Origin of the sequence: Amycolatopsis sp. cg9, from assembly GCF_041346945.1 — a bacterium.
Classification (GTDB): Bacteria; Actinomycetota; Actinomycetes; order Mycobacteriales; family Pseudonocardiaceae; genus Amycolatopsis.
Genome location: NZ_CP166850.1, coordinates 7821326 through 7834103 on the forward strand (window position 1 = coordinate 7821326; position 12778 = coordinate 7834103).

Below are 12778 nucleotides of genomic sequence, written 5' to 3' on the forward strand. Positions count from 1 at the left end.
GGCATGACGATCACCCACGTGCAGTTCCTGACCCTGCCCGTCGCCGACCACGCCCGCGCGCGGGACTTCTACGTGGGCAAGCTCGGCTTCGAAGCGCTCGTCGACCGCCGCACGCCCGAGGGCGGCCGGTTCGTGCTGGTCGCACCGAAGGGGGCGAAGACGGGGATCGTGCTGACCGACCAGCCGGTCACCGGGATCGAGCCGGGCCCGCGGCACTTCCAGCTGCAGACCACCGACCTCGACGCCGACGTGGCCGCGCTGCGGGCGGCCGGGGTCGAGGTGGCGGAGCCGGAGGATCGGCCCTGGGGGCGGGCGACGTCGTTTCGGGACCTCGACGGCCACACCCTCGGGCTGCTCCAGCCGTCGGACTTCGGCAACGTCCCGAACTGATGCCGGTCAACGACGACGTCTTCGCCGCGCTGGCCAGCCCGGCCCGGCGCGAGGTCCTGCGGCTGCTGCTGGACGGCCCGATGCCGGCCGGCGCGATCGCCGAGCGGTTCGAGATGGCCCGGCCGAGCCTGTCGGAGCACCTGCGGGTGCTGCGGGAGGCCGGCCTGGTCGCCGAGCAGCGGCAGGGCCGCAACCGCGTCTATCGGCTGGACGCGGCGCCGCTGGAAGAAGTCGCGGACTGGCTGACGCCGTACGAGCGGTTCTGGCGGAGCAAGCTCGCGAACTTGCGTGACCTGCTCGACGAGGAGGACCTGTGACCGACGACCCGACCGCGATCCACGTCGACCAGTTCCTCGCCCACCCGGCCCGCAAGGTGTGGCGCGCGCTGACCGAACCGGACCTGCTCGAACGCTGGATCACCATGCCCAACGACATCAAACCCGTGGTGGGGCACCGGTTCCGGTTGCTCGCCGAGCCGGTGCCCGCGGCCGGGTTCGCCGGCGGCCCGGTGGCGTGCGAGGTGCTCGAAGTCGAGCACGAACGCAAGCTCAGCATCCGCTGGGGTCCGCAGTGGACGGTCACCTGGCGGCTGGTCCCCGAAGGCACCGGGACCCGCCTGTTCCTCAGCCACGAAGGGTTCGACCCGGACGACGAGTTCCAGCGCGTGTCGCGGCGGATCATGGGTGGCGGCTGGCGGTCCCACGTACCGCGTGCGCTGGCCCGATTGCTGGACACGCTGCCGGACCCGGCCCCGTTACGATCGGGAGGTGAACCCCGCGACCGCTGATCCCCACGCGTCGAAACCGCTGCGCGCCGACGCCCGCCGCAACCGCGCGCGCGTGCTGGAAGCCGCCGAGAGCGTGTTCGCCGCCAAGGGCACCGGCGCGCCCACCGAAGAGGTCGCGCGCGCCGCCGGGGTCGGCATCGGCACGGTGTTCCGGCACTTCCCGACGAAGGAAGCGCTGCTCGAAGCGGTGCTCTACGCCCGCCTGCACCGGTTCGTCGACGAGGCCGAGGCCGCCGTCGCGGCGGAGTCCGCGGATCCGGGCGCCGCGTTCTTCACGTTCCTGACCAGCTGGATCGAGATGTCGAGCGCGAAGAACGCGTACTTCGAAGCGCTCACCGCGGCCGGGGTCACCGTCCCGGTGTCGAAGTCCGACATCGGCGCCCGCCTGATGGAGTCCCTCGGCGTGCTGCTTTCCCGTGCGCAGGGCGCGGGCGCGGTGCGCGAGGACCTCGTCGTCGGGGAGCTGATCACGGTGATCATCGGGGTGGCGCGGGCCGCCGAGTACGCCGGCCCGGACGCGCGGCTGCGCGACCGGGCCGTGACGATCCTGTTCGACGGCCTCCGCCCGTCAGCGGGGGAGCGGCGCTGACGCGACCGGCTCCAGCGTCGGGCGCTTCGCGGTGAGCGTGTCGCCGGAGGACTCGCCCCGCAACCGGCGGCGCACCCACGGCAGCGCGTGCTCCTGCGCCCACCGCAGGTTCTCGCTCCGCCGGGCGGCGGAGGTCAGCACCGCACGCGGCCCCAGCTCGGCCGCGGTCAGCGGGTGGTCGACACCGAGGGCGGCCAGCACCGCGATGGCGACCTCGGTGTGGCCGTGGGCGTTGAGGTGCAGGCGGTCCGGGGCCCACCGCCGCCGGTCCCGCAGCTGCCGCATCGCCCACATGTCCACCAGCAGCGCCCCGTGCTTCGCGGCGATGGCGCGCACGAACTCGTTGTAGATCGCGACCCGGCCGCGCATCTTGCGGAAGAGCGCGTCCTCCACACCGTCGACGCCGGTGAAGAGCACCAGCCGGGCGCCGGTGGCGCGGATCCGCGCGACGGCGACCTCGTAATCGACCATCAGCGCGTCGATGTCGACCTTGGGCCGCATGAGGTCGTTGCCGCCGGCGTAGAGGGTGACGAGGTCGGGCGCCATGGCCAGAGCGGGCTCGAGCTGCTCGGCCAGGATCTGCGGCAGCAGCTTGCCCCGGATCGCGAGGTTGGCGTACCGGAAATCTTCATCGCGCGCGGCGAGCTGTTCGGCGACGCGGTCGGCCCAGCCGCGGACGCCGTTCGGGTAGCCGGGATCGTCGTCGCCGACACCTTCGGTGAACGAGTCCCCCAGGGCCACTAAGCGCTTGCTCATGTCTGCAGTCTAAGCAGGCCTGTCGGCCGTCCCGCAACACGGCTCCCGCATGACGGTCCAGGGTCCCGATCGGCCGTAACAATCAGCGAGGCTGAGCCGAATCCATGTCGTGGCAGTCGTGTGCCGACGCCATGGAGGGTGGAGCTTGATGGGCGAAATCGAATACGGGCCGGTACTGGTGAGGACATCGCGGTCGACTTGGAGAGTCGGCTACTACGATGATGACGAGTACGATGATGATCGCGAACTCGCGGTCGTGTATTACTCCGAGCCACCATTTTCGGATGCCGGTTACACCATGGTTCCGCATTCGCAAATTTCTCCGGTGGACACCGATTCGCTGTGGAAGCGCGTGGAGAAGCTTCGAAAGGTCAAGTCCGATGCGTACTACGCACGCGCCCGAGGCAAGCGACCTTCGGTTTCGTTCAAGAAGCCGTACGAGGTTTCGATGGAGCTTTCCCTGATCAACTCCCTGCTGGCCGATCGGATGATCAGCGCCCGCATGAACGAGGGGCGCGTCGGCAGGAGTCGAAAGATCTTCATCTGCTATTCGTCGACAGACCGGGAGCTGGCGACGTGACTGTCGGTCGACCTCGCTAACCTGGGTCACGTGCCATGGCTGGACGAATGGCAGATCAAAGCAGGTGACTCGATTCCGAACAAGGTTTCACGCGGGATCGACGAATGTGACTACCTACTCGTGCTCCTCAGTCCCATTTCCGTCGGATCCGGCTGGGTGGAACGTGAGTGGTCGACAAAATACTGGACCGAGGTGGAAAGTGGTGAAATTTGCGTAATTCCGGTTTTGCTCGAAGATTGCGCAGTGCCTGCACTGCTTCGCACCAAGAAATACGCGGATTTCCGAGCGGACTACGCCAGCGGCTTGGAGCAGATTGTCGATTCCCTGTTGAACTGAGGTCGACAGCCCTCGTCAGGCGCTGACCTGCCGGGCCCGGTGGTCGGCGACGTGCACCCGGGTCGCGCACCGCGTCGAGCAGAACCGCCGCCTGCCGTTGCGGGAGGTGTCGACGTAGGCCGTCTCGCAGCCCTCGCGACCGCAGATCCCGAGCCGGTCCGGGGCCTCGCACACCAGGTGCGCGAGGCCGCCCGCGGTGTAGGCGCGAACCCGGCCGACCGGTCCGGCGTCCGCCGCCGAGTAGTGCAGGTGGGGCGGCTTGCCGTCGTGGGTGGTGATGTACGGGCGGCACGCGGCTTCACCGAGCAGCGTGTTGACCAGCTCCGGCCGGTCCACCGGGTCGGCAACGAACACCGGCCGCAGCTGCTCGGCCCACGCCCCGATCCGCTCGGCTTCGTCGTCGGTCAGCGCCTTGATCGCCATGCCGTTGCGGACCATGCCGTCGAGGAGCTCGCTCGCCGAGCCCGCGTTCACCAGGTCGGCGGCCACGAGTGCCGCCGGGCCGCCGTAAGGGTTGAAGTGCACTAAGTCATTACAGCACGATCGGGGGCATGGACGTCAACCGTTGCCCCCGCTGCGGCTGGCCGCTCGCCGAACTGCCGGCGACCGCGGCCCAGCGCGCTTCCCACCGGCTCGACTACGTGCGCTGCGTCTGCGGCAGCTGGCTCGCCCGGCTCGACGGCGAAGTCGTCGGCGCCACCCGGCCGGCCCGGTGACTCAGAGGTCGAGCACGCCCGCCGCGTTGTCGTTCCACTGGTCGACCCGGCGGATGTACTCGTAGAGCGCGCGGCTGCCGCGCACCCAGCGGCCCTGGTCGGCGATGGCGAGGTCGTCCGCGCCGGCCCGGCGCGCCTCGGTCGCGAACCCGGACCGCAGGGAGTGCCCGGTCACCGGGTACGGCAGGCCCGCCCGGACCCCGGCCCGGGTGAGGATCTGGTTGACGCCGGTGGTGCTCAGCGCCGGTTCGCCGACGTTGCCGTGCCGGTCGACCCGGCGGAACGCGGGCCCGTCGGCGATCCCGGCACCCGAGCGCCAGGCGTGCCAGGCCCGCACCGGGTCGGTCTCGGGGCTCTCGCGCCGCGGGACGACCATGTCGCCGGTGCTCTTGCCGTGCCGCACCGTCACCGCCAGCCCCCGGTCGTCGACCGGCTCGACGTCGGTGACCAGCAGGTTCGCCAGGTCCGAACAGCGCGCGGCGATCGGGAACCCGATCAGCAGCATCGCCCGGTCGCGGGCACCGGCCAGCGTGTCCGGGCAGGCGCGCGACATCGCCCGCAGGTCGGCGAGGGTCACCATGGTCGCCTTGCCCCGCCCGCGCTGGACGCCCTCCCTGGCCAGCCGCTGCCGGTAGCCCTTCAACGCCCGCCAGGCGGCGCGGCTCGCTTCGGGATCGACGACGACCTTGTGGTGCCGCAGCCCGGCGAGCGCCCCGGTGAGCCGCCGCTCGATCGTCGACGGCGCCGCCGGGGCGGCCAGCTCGGGCACCTCGGGCACCGCGCGTTCGTCCGGACGCAGCGTGCGGCCGCGTTCGAGCCACACGACGAACCCGGTCAGCGCACCGATCGTCGCCGACAGCGGCGGGATCCCGGCCTCGGCGGTGTAGTCCTGCCACACCTGCCAGTCCTGCGCGTAGGCCTTGAGCGTGTTGGGCGGCCGCTGCCCGTCGACGTGCCGGGCCGCGGCTTCGTCCAGCAGCGCGAGCCGATCCCGCGGACTGGCGGCGGCGAGATCGGCGTCGGTCAGCGGTTGCAGGTCGGGCACGCGCCGAGGTTACGGGATGTCGATCTCCGCGGGCAGGAACCGGTCCAGGGCGTCGGCCACCTCATCGGGGCGTTCCAGGGTCTGGATGTGCGGGGCGCCGGGAACGACCTCCAGCTTCGCGCCGCCGCCGATCCGTGCGGCGACGGCGGCCATGCCGTCGATGGTGATCGACGCGTCGGCCTCGCCGGCGAGCGCCAGGGCCGGCGCCGGGAAGCCGCGCAGCCGCTGGTAGACGTCGAGATCGCGGTAGCCGCGCCAGATCGACGCCCACGTGACCGGGTCGAACGAGGCGACGCACTCGCGGGCGTAGCGCACGCCTTCGGTGTCGGCTTCGAGCGCGGCCGCGGTGAACCACCGCTCCAGTGTCGGCCCGACCAGCGGTCCCATGCCGCCGGCCTCGGCGGTCCGCGCGCGCTCCTCGAACGCCGCGGGCACCGGCCGGTCCGGCGCGCCCAGCAGGGCAAGCGAGGCGAAGCGGCCGGGCGCGGCGACGGCGGCGGTCTGCGCGATCGCCCCGCCCAGCGACAGCCCGGCGATGTGGGCCATGCCCAGCTCGAGCGCGTCGAGCACGGCCACGAGGTCGGCACCGGCGGCGGCCATGGTGAACGGCAGCGGCGCGCCGGCGGCGGAGCCGTGCCCGCGGACGTCGTAGGCGAACACCCGCCGCCCGGCCGCGAGCCGGTCGAGCACCGGGTCCCACGTGCGGCGGTCCAAGGCCAGGGAGTGCACGAGCAGCACGGCGGGCCCGTGGGTACCGCGGGTGGTCACGGTGGTTTCGTGGTCGGACGCGCGAATCCTCATGCCTTGATCTTCCTTCCGGCGGCAACGCAAAATCCGTGCCGGGACGCTGTCGATCCGCCCGGACCCCGTTCGTATCAGCGGTGAAGACACCACCGAGGAGGACGACGTGAAGCACTACCTGCTCAGCATCTACCAGCCCGACGGCCCCACCCCGCCGCCGGAGGTGCTCGACGAGGTCATGAAGAAGCTCGACGCCCTCAACGCCGACCTCAAGGCGGCCGGGGCGTGGGTGTTCGCCGGTGGCCTGCACCCGCCGTCGACCGCCACCGTGCTGCGGGCCGCCGACGGCGACACCCTCGTCACCGACGGTCCCTACGCCGAGGGCAAGGAACACCTCGGCGGGTTCACCATCATCACCGCCCCCGACCTCGACGCGGCCCTCGCCTGGGGCGGGCGCCTCGCCGACGCCGTGGCGCCGCTGCCGGTCGAGGTGCGACCGTTCAGCGGATGAGGATCGAGGACGTCTACGCCGCCGAGTACGGGCGCGCGGTGTCGGTCCTGGTGCGGGTCTTCGGGGACATCGACGTCGCCGAAGAGGCCGTGCAGGACGCGTTCGCCGAGGCCGTCCGGCGGTGGCCGGCCGCCGGGCTCCCGCCGAGCCCGGCGGGCTGGATCATCACCACCGCCCGCAACCGGGCCGTCGACCGCCTGCGCCGGGAAGCCGCGCGGGCGGACAAGCACGCCCAGGCGGCGCTGACGCACGCCGACACCGAGCCCGTGGAGGAGGGCGCCGTGCCCGACGAACGGCTCCGGCTGATCTTCACCTGCTGCCACCCGGCGCTGGCCCGCGCCACCCAGGTCGCGCTGACGCTGCGGCTGCTCGGCGGCCTGAGCACGACCGAGATCGCGGCCGCGTTCCTGGTCCCCGAGCCGACGATGGCCCAGCGGATCGTCCGCGCGAAGAACAAGATCCGCGACGCCGGCATCCCGTACCGCGTCCCCCAGGACGCCGACCTCCCCGCGCGGCTGTCGGGGGTGCTGGGCGTGCTGTACCTGATCTTCAACGAGGGCTACGCGGCCAGCACCGGCGACCACCTGGTCCGCGACGACCTGTGCACCGAGGCGATCTGGCTCACCCGCGCACTGGCCGGGCTGATGCCCGACGAGCCGGAGGTCTGGGGCCTGCTGGCGTTGCTGCTGCTCAGCCACTCACGCCGAGCCGCGCGAACCACCCCGGACGGCGACCTGGTGCTGCTGGCCGACCAGGACCGCTCCCGCTGGGACGCGGCGCTGATCACCGAGGGTCAGGACATCGTCCGCCGCTGCCTGCGCCGCAACCAGCCGGGCCCCTACCAGGTCCAGGCGGCGATCCAGGCCGTCCACAGCGACGCACCGACCGATTGGGCGCAGGTCAGAGCGCTGTACGACCAGCTCCTGGCGATCACGCCGACGCCGGTGGTGGCCTTGAACCGGGCGGTCGCGGTCACCGAGGTCGATGGCCCGGCGGCGGGGCTGGCCTTGGTCGAGGCGCTCGAACTTCCGCGTTTCGGGCTGTACCACGCGATCCGCGCGGACCTCCTGGACCGGCTGGGCCGCCCGGGGGAGGCGGCCGAGGCGTACACGACGGCGATCGAGCTCACGGGGAACGGTCCCGAGCGGGAGCTTCTGCGGCGCAAACTCGCCGCCTCCGGGCGTCTCGGGTAGGCACCCAGTTTTCGACGGGCCGATTCGGCCTCCAGGCGGTTCTGGGTTGGGATATGTGACCTTATCCCAACCCAGAGACAGCTGTCAGTATCTTTAGATTTAGAACAGCTGCTTCTAGTTCTACTCAGAAGCTTTGATAGGGTCCTGATCATGACGGAAGACGCTGGTCAGATCCGGGTTTGCGAGTACCGGCGATGCGGGGCACCGCTGCCGCCCGCGGTGGGGCGGGGAAGCCGGGCTCGGTTCTGCCAGGACGGGAAGACCTGGGGGCGGCGGAACCTCAGCTGCCGGGACGCCGAGGCCGTGCTGGCGGACGCCGAGTCGCTGCGGGAGAGCGATACCGAGCTGGACGACACCGCCGTCACCGCGCTCGCCGGTCAGGTCGATCGGGTGCTCGAACCGGCTCGCGGGCTCGTGGAGACGCTCACGACGCTGCGCCACCAGCTCGAGGCGACCACCGCCGCCGCGCTCGCCGAGCGGGATGCGGCGCTGGCCGAGGCCGATGACCACCGGCTGCAGCGCGGGCGGGCCGAAGCCGCCGCGGCTCAAGACCGGGACGAGGCCGAATCGGCCGTCGCGGCAGCGCAAGCCGCCGAGAAGGAGAAGGACGCCGCGCTCCGGGAGCGGGATGAGGAGAGCGCGGCCCGGCGTGCCGCCGTGCAGGAGCAGCGGCGGGCCGAGGGTCAGCTGGCCGCCGTCCGCGACGAACTCGCCCGTGTCGCCGACCGCGCCGATGCCTCCGCGGCTCTGGCCGGCGAACGCGCCGCGGCGATCGCCACCCTGACCGCCGAACTCGCAGCCGCGCGGGCCGCCGTCGACGAGGAACGCGGCCGCGGTCAGGCTGCCGCGGCGCGGACCGAAGCCGCCGAAAGCCGTGCGGATGCCGTCCAGGCGCGCCTCGACGCCGCCCGCGACGAACACGCCAAGGCTGTTGCGGCGCAAGAGGATCGCGCCCGGGCCGATGCCGAACGGCTGCGGGCCGGGTTCGACCAGCGGCTCGGTGAACTGCAGGCCGCCCACGAGCAGACCGTCCGGTCGATGCACGAGACCACGACGAATCTGGGCGCCGAACTGCGCACGGCGCTGGGCCGCGGTGACGAGGCTGAGCGCGAGCTGGCCCGGGTGCTCACCGTCCTGCGCGAGACGCCTGAGCTCCCCGAAACACTTAAGCAGTTACTTGACCAATCGGGCGAGCGAGCCTAACTTAAGTACATGCTTAACCATGATGAGTCGCTGGACCTGGTGTTCCGCGCCCTGGGCGACCGGACGCGGCGGGCGCTGGTGGAGCGGCTCGTGCGCGGTCCGGCGTCGGTCAGTGAGCTGGCCGAGCCGCTGACCATGTCGCTGGCCGCGGTCGTGCAGCACCTCCAGGTGCTGGAGGCCGCGGGGATCGTGCGGTCGGAGAAGGTCGGCCGCGTCCGCACCTGCCGGATCGAACCGGCGGTGCTGCGCGCCGGCGAGCACTGGCTGGGACGGCAGCGCACCACGTGGGAAGGCAGGCTCGACCGGCTCGGTGACTTCCTCGCCGGGCCGGAGACCCCGGAAGGGAGCACGTCATGACCGTCAAGCACGCCACCTTCACCCTCGAACGCACCTACCCCGCGCCGCCGGAGCGGGTGTTCGCCGCCTGGGCGGACCCGGCCGCGAAGGCCCGCTGGTTCGTCCCCGACGGCACGCACACCCTGGACTTCCGCGTCGGCGGCACGGAAACCGTCGACGCACTCGGCCCGGACGAGACGAAGTTGAGCGTCACCTCGACCTACCACGACATCGTGCCGGCGCGGCGGATCGTCTACGCCACGACGCTGAGCGGCGGCAACGCGCTCGCCACGGTCTCGATCACGACGGTCGAGCTGGCCGCCGAAGCAGACGGCACCCGGCTGGTGCTGACCGAGCAGGGCACCTACCTCGACGGTGCCGAGGAACCGGAGTGGCGCGAGCGGGGCACGGGCGACTGGCTCGACCGGCTGGGCGAGACGCTGAAGTGACCGCCGCGCTCACGACGCTGGCTCCCGGGTCCGGTACTGCTGCGGGCTGACGCCGAACTCGCGTTTGAACGCCGTGCTCAGTGCGAACGCGCTGCCGTAGCCGACCTGGCGGGCCACCGAACCGATCGTGGTTTCGCGGTGCTGGCGCAGCAGGTCCGCGGCCAGCGCGAGGCGCCAGCCGGTGAGGTAGGCCATCGGGGTCTCGCCGACCGCCACGGCGAAGCGGCGGGCCAGTGCCGCGCGGGAAATGCCGGTGGCCGAGGCGAGGTCGGCGACCGTCCACGGCTCGGCGGGCTGGTGCTGCAGCAGCCGCAGCGCCTGGCCGACGACCGGGTCGTCGTGGGCGCGGTACCAGGCGGGTGCCGCGGTGTCCGGGCGGTCGAACCAGGCTCGCAGCGCCGCGATCAGCAGCAGGTCCAGCAGCCGGTCGAGGACGGCTTCCTGGCCCGGGACGTCCCGGCCGATCTCGGCGGCGAGCAGTGCCACCAGCGGGGTCGGCCAGTCGGCCGCGCGCAGGACGATCAGGGCGGGCAGGGCCGCCAGGAGCCGTTTGCTCAGCTCGCCTTCCATCGTGTACGTACCGGTCAGCAGCACGACCGGGCCGTCGGTGCCGTGTCCCCAGGTGCGCACGCCGAGGCCGGTGAGTTCGGTGAGGTGGCCGCCGTCGGGGGTGCGGCACTCCTGGCCGGGCAGGATGATCGCTTGCGGCGGCGTCCCGGGGTGGTCGGCGACCAGGTACGGGTCGGGGCCGCGGGCGATCGCGACGTCGCCTTCGCCCATCGAGACCGCTTCGCCGGCGTCGGGCACGACCCACGCTTCGCCCCGGACCACCGCCACCACCGTCAGGGGTGCCCGGTCTTCGATGCGCAGCGACCACGGCGGGGTCATGATCGAGCGCAGCAGGAACGCGCCGTGCGCGCGGGGGCCGTCGAGAAGCGCGGCGAGCGGGTCCATGCGACCGAGTGTAGACGCTGGAACATGCTATCGAGGCTCTGAACTATGGAGAGTCTCACCGATCGCCGGTTGACTCAGTGCCATGACAACGAACTTCTTGGTGGTGGGCGGGACCGGCAAGACCGGGCGCCGCGTGGCGGACCGGCTGCGGGAGCGCGACCTGCCGGTGCGGATCACGTCGCGGCGCGGAGCACCGCCGTTCGACTGGCGCGAGCGCGAGAGCTGGAAGCCCGTGCTGGAGGGCGTCGACGCCGTCTACCTGACGTACTACCCGGACCTGGTGGTGCCGGAGGCGGCCGGCGACGTCCACGCGTTCGCCGAGCTGGCCGTGGCGAGCGGCGTGCGGCACCTGGTGCTGCTCTCCGGCCGCGGCGAGGAAGAAGCCGAGGCTTGCGAGCAGATCGTCCGGGACGCCGGCACCGGCTGGACGATCCTGCGGTGCAGCTGGTTCGCGCAGAACTTCAGCGAGCACTTCCTCCTGGACGCGGTGCGCGGCGGGGAGATCGCACTGCCGGCCGGGCCGGTGACGGAGCCGTTCGTCGACGTCCGCGACATCGCCGACGTGGCGGTGCGGGTGCTCACCGAGCCCGGGCACACCGCGCGGCGGTACGAGCTGACCGGGCCGCGGCTGCTGAGCTTCGCCGACGCCGCGGCGGACATTTCGGCCGCCTCCGGGCGGGATGTCCGCTATGTTCCGGTTTCCACGGCGGAGTTCGCCGCGGGCGCGGCCGCCCAGGGCGTGCCGGAGGACGAGGTCGGCGCGCTGGTGCAGCTGTTCGGCCGGGTGCTCGACGGCCGCAACTCGTCGCTGACGACCGACGTCGAGCGGGTGCTGGGGCGCCCGGCGACGGATTTCGCGGACTACGCCCGGGCGGCCGCGGCGACCGGGGTCTGGGCCCGGTGAAGGAGAAGGGGAAACCGATGTCCACTGTGGTGCTGGTGGCCGCGCTGATCACGGCCGGGCTGATCGCCGGACTGTTCTACGCCTACGCCTGCTCGGTCATGCCGGGCCTGGCGCGCGGCGACGACAAGACGTTCGTCGAGGGGATGCGGGGGATCAACGTCGCGATCGTCAACCCGGTGTTCCTGCTGACGTTCCTGGGTGCGCCGCTGCTGGCGGGGGTGGCGGTGTTCCTCGACACCGGCGCGCGGCCGTGGGTGATCGCGGGGTTCGCGTGCCTGGTGGCGATGCTGGTGATCACCGGGGCGGTGAACATCCCGCTCAACAACGCGCTGGACGCCGGCGGTGACGACTACGCGGCGGTGCGGGCGCAGTTCGAGGCGGTGTGGGTGCGCTGGAACGTCCTGCGCGCGGTGGTGAGCACGGCCGGCTTCGGCTGCCTGGTGGCGGCCGTGCTCACCCGGCGCTGATCACCCCGCGATGCGGAAGAGCAGGTCGGTCACCCACTGCGCGGGGTCCGGCACTTCCCGGGGGTTGCTGCGCAGCACTTCCAAGCGGCAGCCCCACTCTTCGCCGTCGGGACCGGCGGTCCGGTCCCATTCGATGCCCTCGGCGGCGCCCCACTCCAGGACCGACGCGGTCGCGGCGGCCAGCCCGTCGGGGGCGCCGACGTAGGTGTCGAGGACGTACCGGCCCGCCGGGAGCTCGCCGGTGAAGACCGGGTCTTCCGGCTCGAAGCCGCCGTCGACGGGCACGCCGGCTTCGACGGTGAACCGCATCCCGGGGTGCAGCACGCGGTAGCGGAAAAACGGCGCTCCGGCCAAGGCGACGCCGCGCGCGGCGAGGGTGCCGATCAGGGGCGGCAGCCGGTCGGCGATGCGCGGGAACTCCGGGATGGTGACGGTGGCGCGCTCGGCGACGTACCGCTGGGCCGGCCGCTCGACGATCGCGGGCATCAGGTGAAGTCCGCCGGTCCGAGCATCGGGCGGACCTCGATGCTGCCGTAGGTGGCGGCGGGGTGCTCGGCCGCGATTTCGAGGGCTTCGTCGAGGTCGTCGCACTCGATGATGACGAAGCCGCCGATCTGTTCCTTGGCTTCGGTGAACGGCCCGTCGGTGAGCAGGACTTCGCCGTCGCGGACCCGGATGGTCGTGGCTTCCGACGGCGGGCGCAGGCCACCACCGCCGTGGATCTTGCCGCGGCGTTCCAGGTCCTCGCCCCAGCCGCCGCAGCCGTCGTTCTGGTGCTCCTCGGCGCTCTCGTCGCCGGCGATCATCAGCAGGTACCGCAT

The 12778-nt window shown here is 72.2% G+C and carries 21 protein-coding genes; 14 read left to right on the plus strand and 7 right to left on the minus strand.

Features of this window, described 5'->3' with window-relative positions:
• Positions 1 to 3 precede the first annotated feature (3 nt).
• The 4 genes from AB5J73_RS36210 to AB5J73_RS36225 are packed head-to-tail and all read left to right on the plus strand — an operon-like array spanning position 4 to position 1766.
• Entirely contained in the window at positions 4 to 390 is a 387-nt protein-coding gene (locus AB5J73_RS36210) for a VOC family protein (RefSeq protein WP_370963317.1), read from the plus strand.
• Positions 390 to 707, plus strand: a complete 318-nt coding sequence (locus AB5J73_RS36215; protein ID WP_370963318.1) for a metalloregulator ArsR/SmtB family transcription factor — start codon at positions 390 to 392, stop codon at positions 705 to 707. Before AB5J73_RS36210 ends, AB5J73_RS36215 begins: the two co-directional genes overlap by 1 nt.
• A complete protein-coding gene (locus AB5J73_RS36220) occupies positions 704 to 1177 on the plus strand; it encodes an SRPBCC domain-containing protein (RefSeq protein WP_370963319.1) in 474 nt (157 codons plus the stop codon). Before AB5J73_RS36215 ends, AB5J73_RS36220 begins: the two co-directional genes overlap by 4 nt.
• A complete protein-coding gene (locus AB5J73_RS36225) occupies positions 1158 to 1766 on the plus strand; it encodes a TetR/AcrR family transcriptional regulator (protein ID WP_370963320.1) in 609 nt (202 codons plus the stop codon). Before AB5J73_RS36220 ends, AB5J73_RS36225 begins: the two co-directional genes overlap by 20 nt.
• Here AB5J73_RS36225 and AB5J73_RS36230 read toward each other — a convergent pair.
• Entirely contained in the window at positions 1746 to 2522 is a 777-nt protein-coding gene (locus AB5J73_RS36230; RefSeq protein ID WP_370963321.1) for an SGNH/GDSL hydrolase family protein, read from the minus strand. The genes AB5J73_RS36225 and AB5J73_RS36230 overlap by 21 nt on opposite strands.
• 148 nt (positions 2523 to 2670) lie before the next feature.
• Here AB5J73_RS36230 and AB5J73_RS36235 point away from each other — a divergent pair, with 148 nt between their 5' ends.
• Together AB5J73_RS36235 and AB5J73_RS36240 are read left to right on the plus strand one after the other, a co-directional pair.
• Positions 2671 to 3102: a hypothetical protein gene (locus AB5J73_RS36235; protein ID WP_370963322.1), complete on the plus strand. Its 432-nt coding sequence runs from the start codon at positions 2671 to 2673 to the stop codon at positions 3100 to 3102.
• A gap of 21 nt (positions 3103 to 3123) precedes the next feature.
• A complete protein-coding gene (locus AB5J73_RS36240; RefSeq protein ID WP_370973439.1) occupies positions 3124 to 3438 on the plus strand; it encodes a toll/interleukin-1 receptor domain-containing protein in 315 nt (104 codons plus the stop codon).
• Between the two features lie 15 nt (positions 3439 to 3453).
• On the opposite strand, the gene AB5J73_RS36245 is transcribed toward AB5J73_RS36240, so the two are convergent.
• Entirely contained in the window at positions 3454 to 3963 is a 510-nt protein-coding gene (locus AB5J73_RS36245; RefSeq protein WP_370963323.1) for a CGNR zinc finger domain-containing protein, read from the minus strand.
• Between the two features lie 26 nt (positions 3964 to 3989).
• On the opposite strand from AB5J73_RS36245, the gene AB5J73_RS36250 reads away from it, so the two are divergent.
• The gene (locus AB5J73_RS36250) at positions 3990 to 4154 is read left to right on the plus strand and encodes a hypothetical protein (protein ID WP_166640695.1); all 165 of its coding nucleotides are present in this window, start codon (positions 3990 to 3992) and stop codon (positions 4152 to 4154) included.
• A gap of 1 nt (position 4155) precedes the next feature.
• Here the strand turns inward: AB5J73_RS36250 and AB5J73_RS36255 are convergent, their stop codons facing one another.
• Both AB5J73_RS36255 and AB5J73_RS36260 read right to left on the minus strand, forming a co-directional pair.
• On the minus strand, positions 4156 to 5199 hold the full coding sequence (locus tag AB5J73_RS36255; protein ID WP_370963324.1) for a site-specific integrase: 1044 nt from the start codon (positions 5197 to 5199) through the stop codon (positions 4156 to 4158).
• Positions 5200 to 5208: 9 nt separating this feature from the next.
• Complete coding sequence (locus AB5J73_RS36260) at positions 5209 to 6000, minus strand: alpha/beta fold hydrolase (RefSeq protein ID WP_370963325.1); 792 nt, start codon at positions 5998 to 6000, stop codon at positions 5209 to 5211.
• A gap of 106 nt (positions 6001 to 6106) precedes the next feature.
• Here AB5J73_RS36260 and AB5J73_RS36265 point away from each other — a divergent pair, with 106 nt between their 5' ends.
• The 5 genes from AB5J73_RS36265 to AB5J73_RS36285 all read left to right on the plus strand — a co-directional run bounded on the left by AB5J73_RS36265 (position 6107) and on the right by AB5J73_RS36285 (position 9632).
• On the plus strand, positions 6107 to 6451 hold the full coding sequence (locus AB5J73_RS36265; protein WP_370963326.1) for a YciI family protein: 345 nt from the start codon (positions 6107 to 6109) through the stop codon (positions 6449 to 6451).
• A complete protein-coding gene (locus AB5J73_RS36270; protein WP_370963327.1) occupies positions 6448 to 7644 on the plus strand; it encodes an RNA polymerase sigma factor in 1197 nt (398 codons plus the stop codon). The genes AB5J73_RS36265 and AB5J73_RS36270 overlap by 4 nt, the downstream gene beginning before the upstream one ends.
• Positions 7645 to 7794: 150 nt before the next feature.
• Positions 7795 to 8847: a hypothetical protein gene (locus AB5J73_RS36275; RefSeq protein ID WP_370963328.1), complete on the plus strand. Its 1053-nt coding sequence runs from the start codon at positions 7795 to 7797 to the stop codon at positions 8845 to 8847.
• A gap of 9 nt (positions 8848 to 8856) precedes the next feature.
• Positions 8857 to 9204 carry an ArsR/SmtB family transcription factor gene (locus AB5J73_RS36280; RefSeq protein WP_370963329.1) on the plus strand — a complete coding sequence of 116 codons (348 nt, stop codon included), beginning with the start codon at positions 8857 to 8859 and terminating at the stop codon, positions 9202 to 9204.
• Positions 9201 to 9632 carry an SRPBCC domain-containing protein gene (locus tag AB5J73_RS36285; RefSeq protein ID WP_370963330.1) on the plus strand — a complete coding sequence of 144 codons (432 nt, stop codon included), beginning with the start codon at positions 9201 to 9203 and terminating at the stop codon, positions 9630 to 9632. Before AB5J73_RS36280 ends, AB5J73_RS36285 begins: the two co-directional genes overlap by 4 nt.
• A gap of 9 nt (positions 9633 to 9641) precedes the next feature.
• On the opposite strand, the gene AB5J73_RS36290 is transcribed toward AB5J73_RS36285, so the two are convergent.
• Entirely contained in the window at positions 9642 to 10586 is a 945-nt protein-coding gene (locus AB5J73_RS36290; protein ID WP_370963331.1) for an AraC family transcriptional regulator, read from the minus strand.
• Positions 10587 to 10668: 82 nt separating this feature from the next.
• Here AB5J73_RS36290 and AB5J73_RS36295 point away from each other — a divergent pair, with 82 nt between their 5' ends.
• Entirely contained in the window at positions 10669 to 11490 is an 822-nt protein-coding gene (locus AB5J73_RS36295; RefSeq protein WP_370963332.1) for an NAD(P)H-binding protein, read from the plus strand.
• Positions 11491 to 11507: 17 nt separating this feature from the next.
• Positions 11508 to 11957, plus strand: coding sequence for a DUF1772 domain-containing protein (locus AB5J73_RS36300; RefSeq protein WP_370963333.1), 450 nt, complete (start codon positions 11508 to 11510; stop codon positions 11955 to 11957).
• On the opposite strand, the gene AB5J73_RS36305 is transcribed toward AB5J73_RS36300, so the two are convergent.
• Together AB5J73_RS36305 and AB5J73_RS36310 are read right to left on the minus strand one after the other, a co-directional pair.
• Positions 11958 to 12443: a GyrI-like domain-containing protein gene (locus AB5J73_RS36305; RefSeq protein WP_370963334.1), complete on the minus strand. Its 486-nt coding sequence runs from the start codon at positions 12441 to 12443 to the stop codon at positions 11958 to 11960.
• Entirely contained in the window at positions 12443 to 12778 is a 336-nt protein-coding gene (locus AB5J73_RS36310) for a YciI family protein (RefSeq protein WP_370963335.1), read from the minus strand. Before AB5J73_RS36310 ends, AB5J73_RS36305 begins: the two co-directional genes overlap by 1 nt.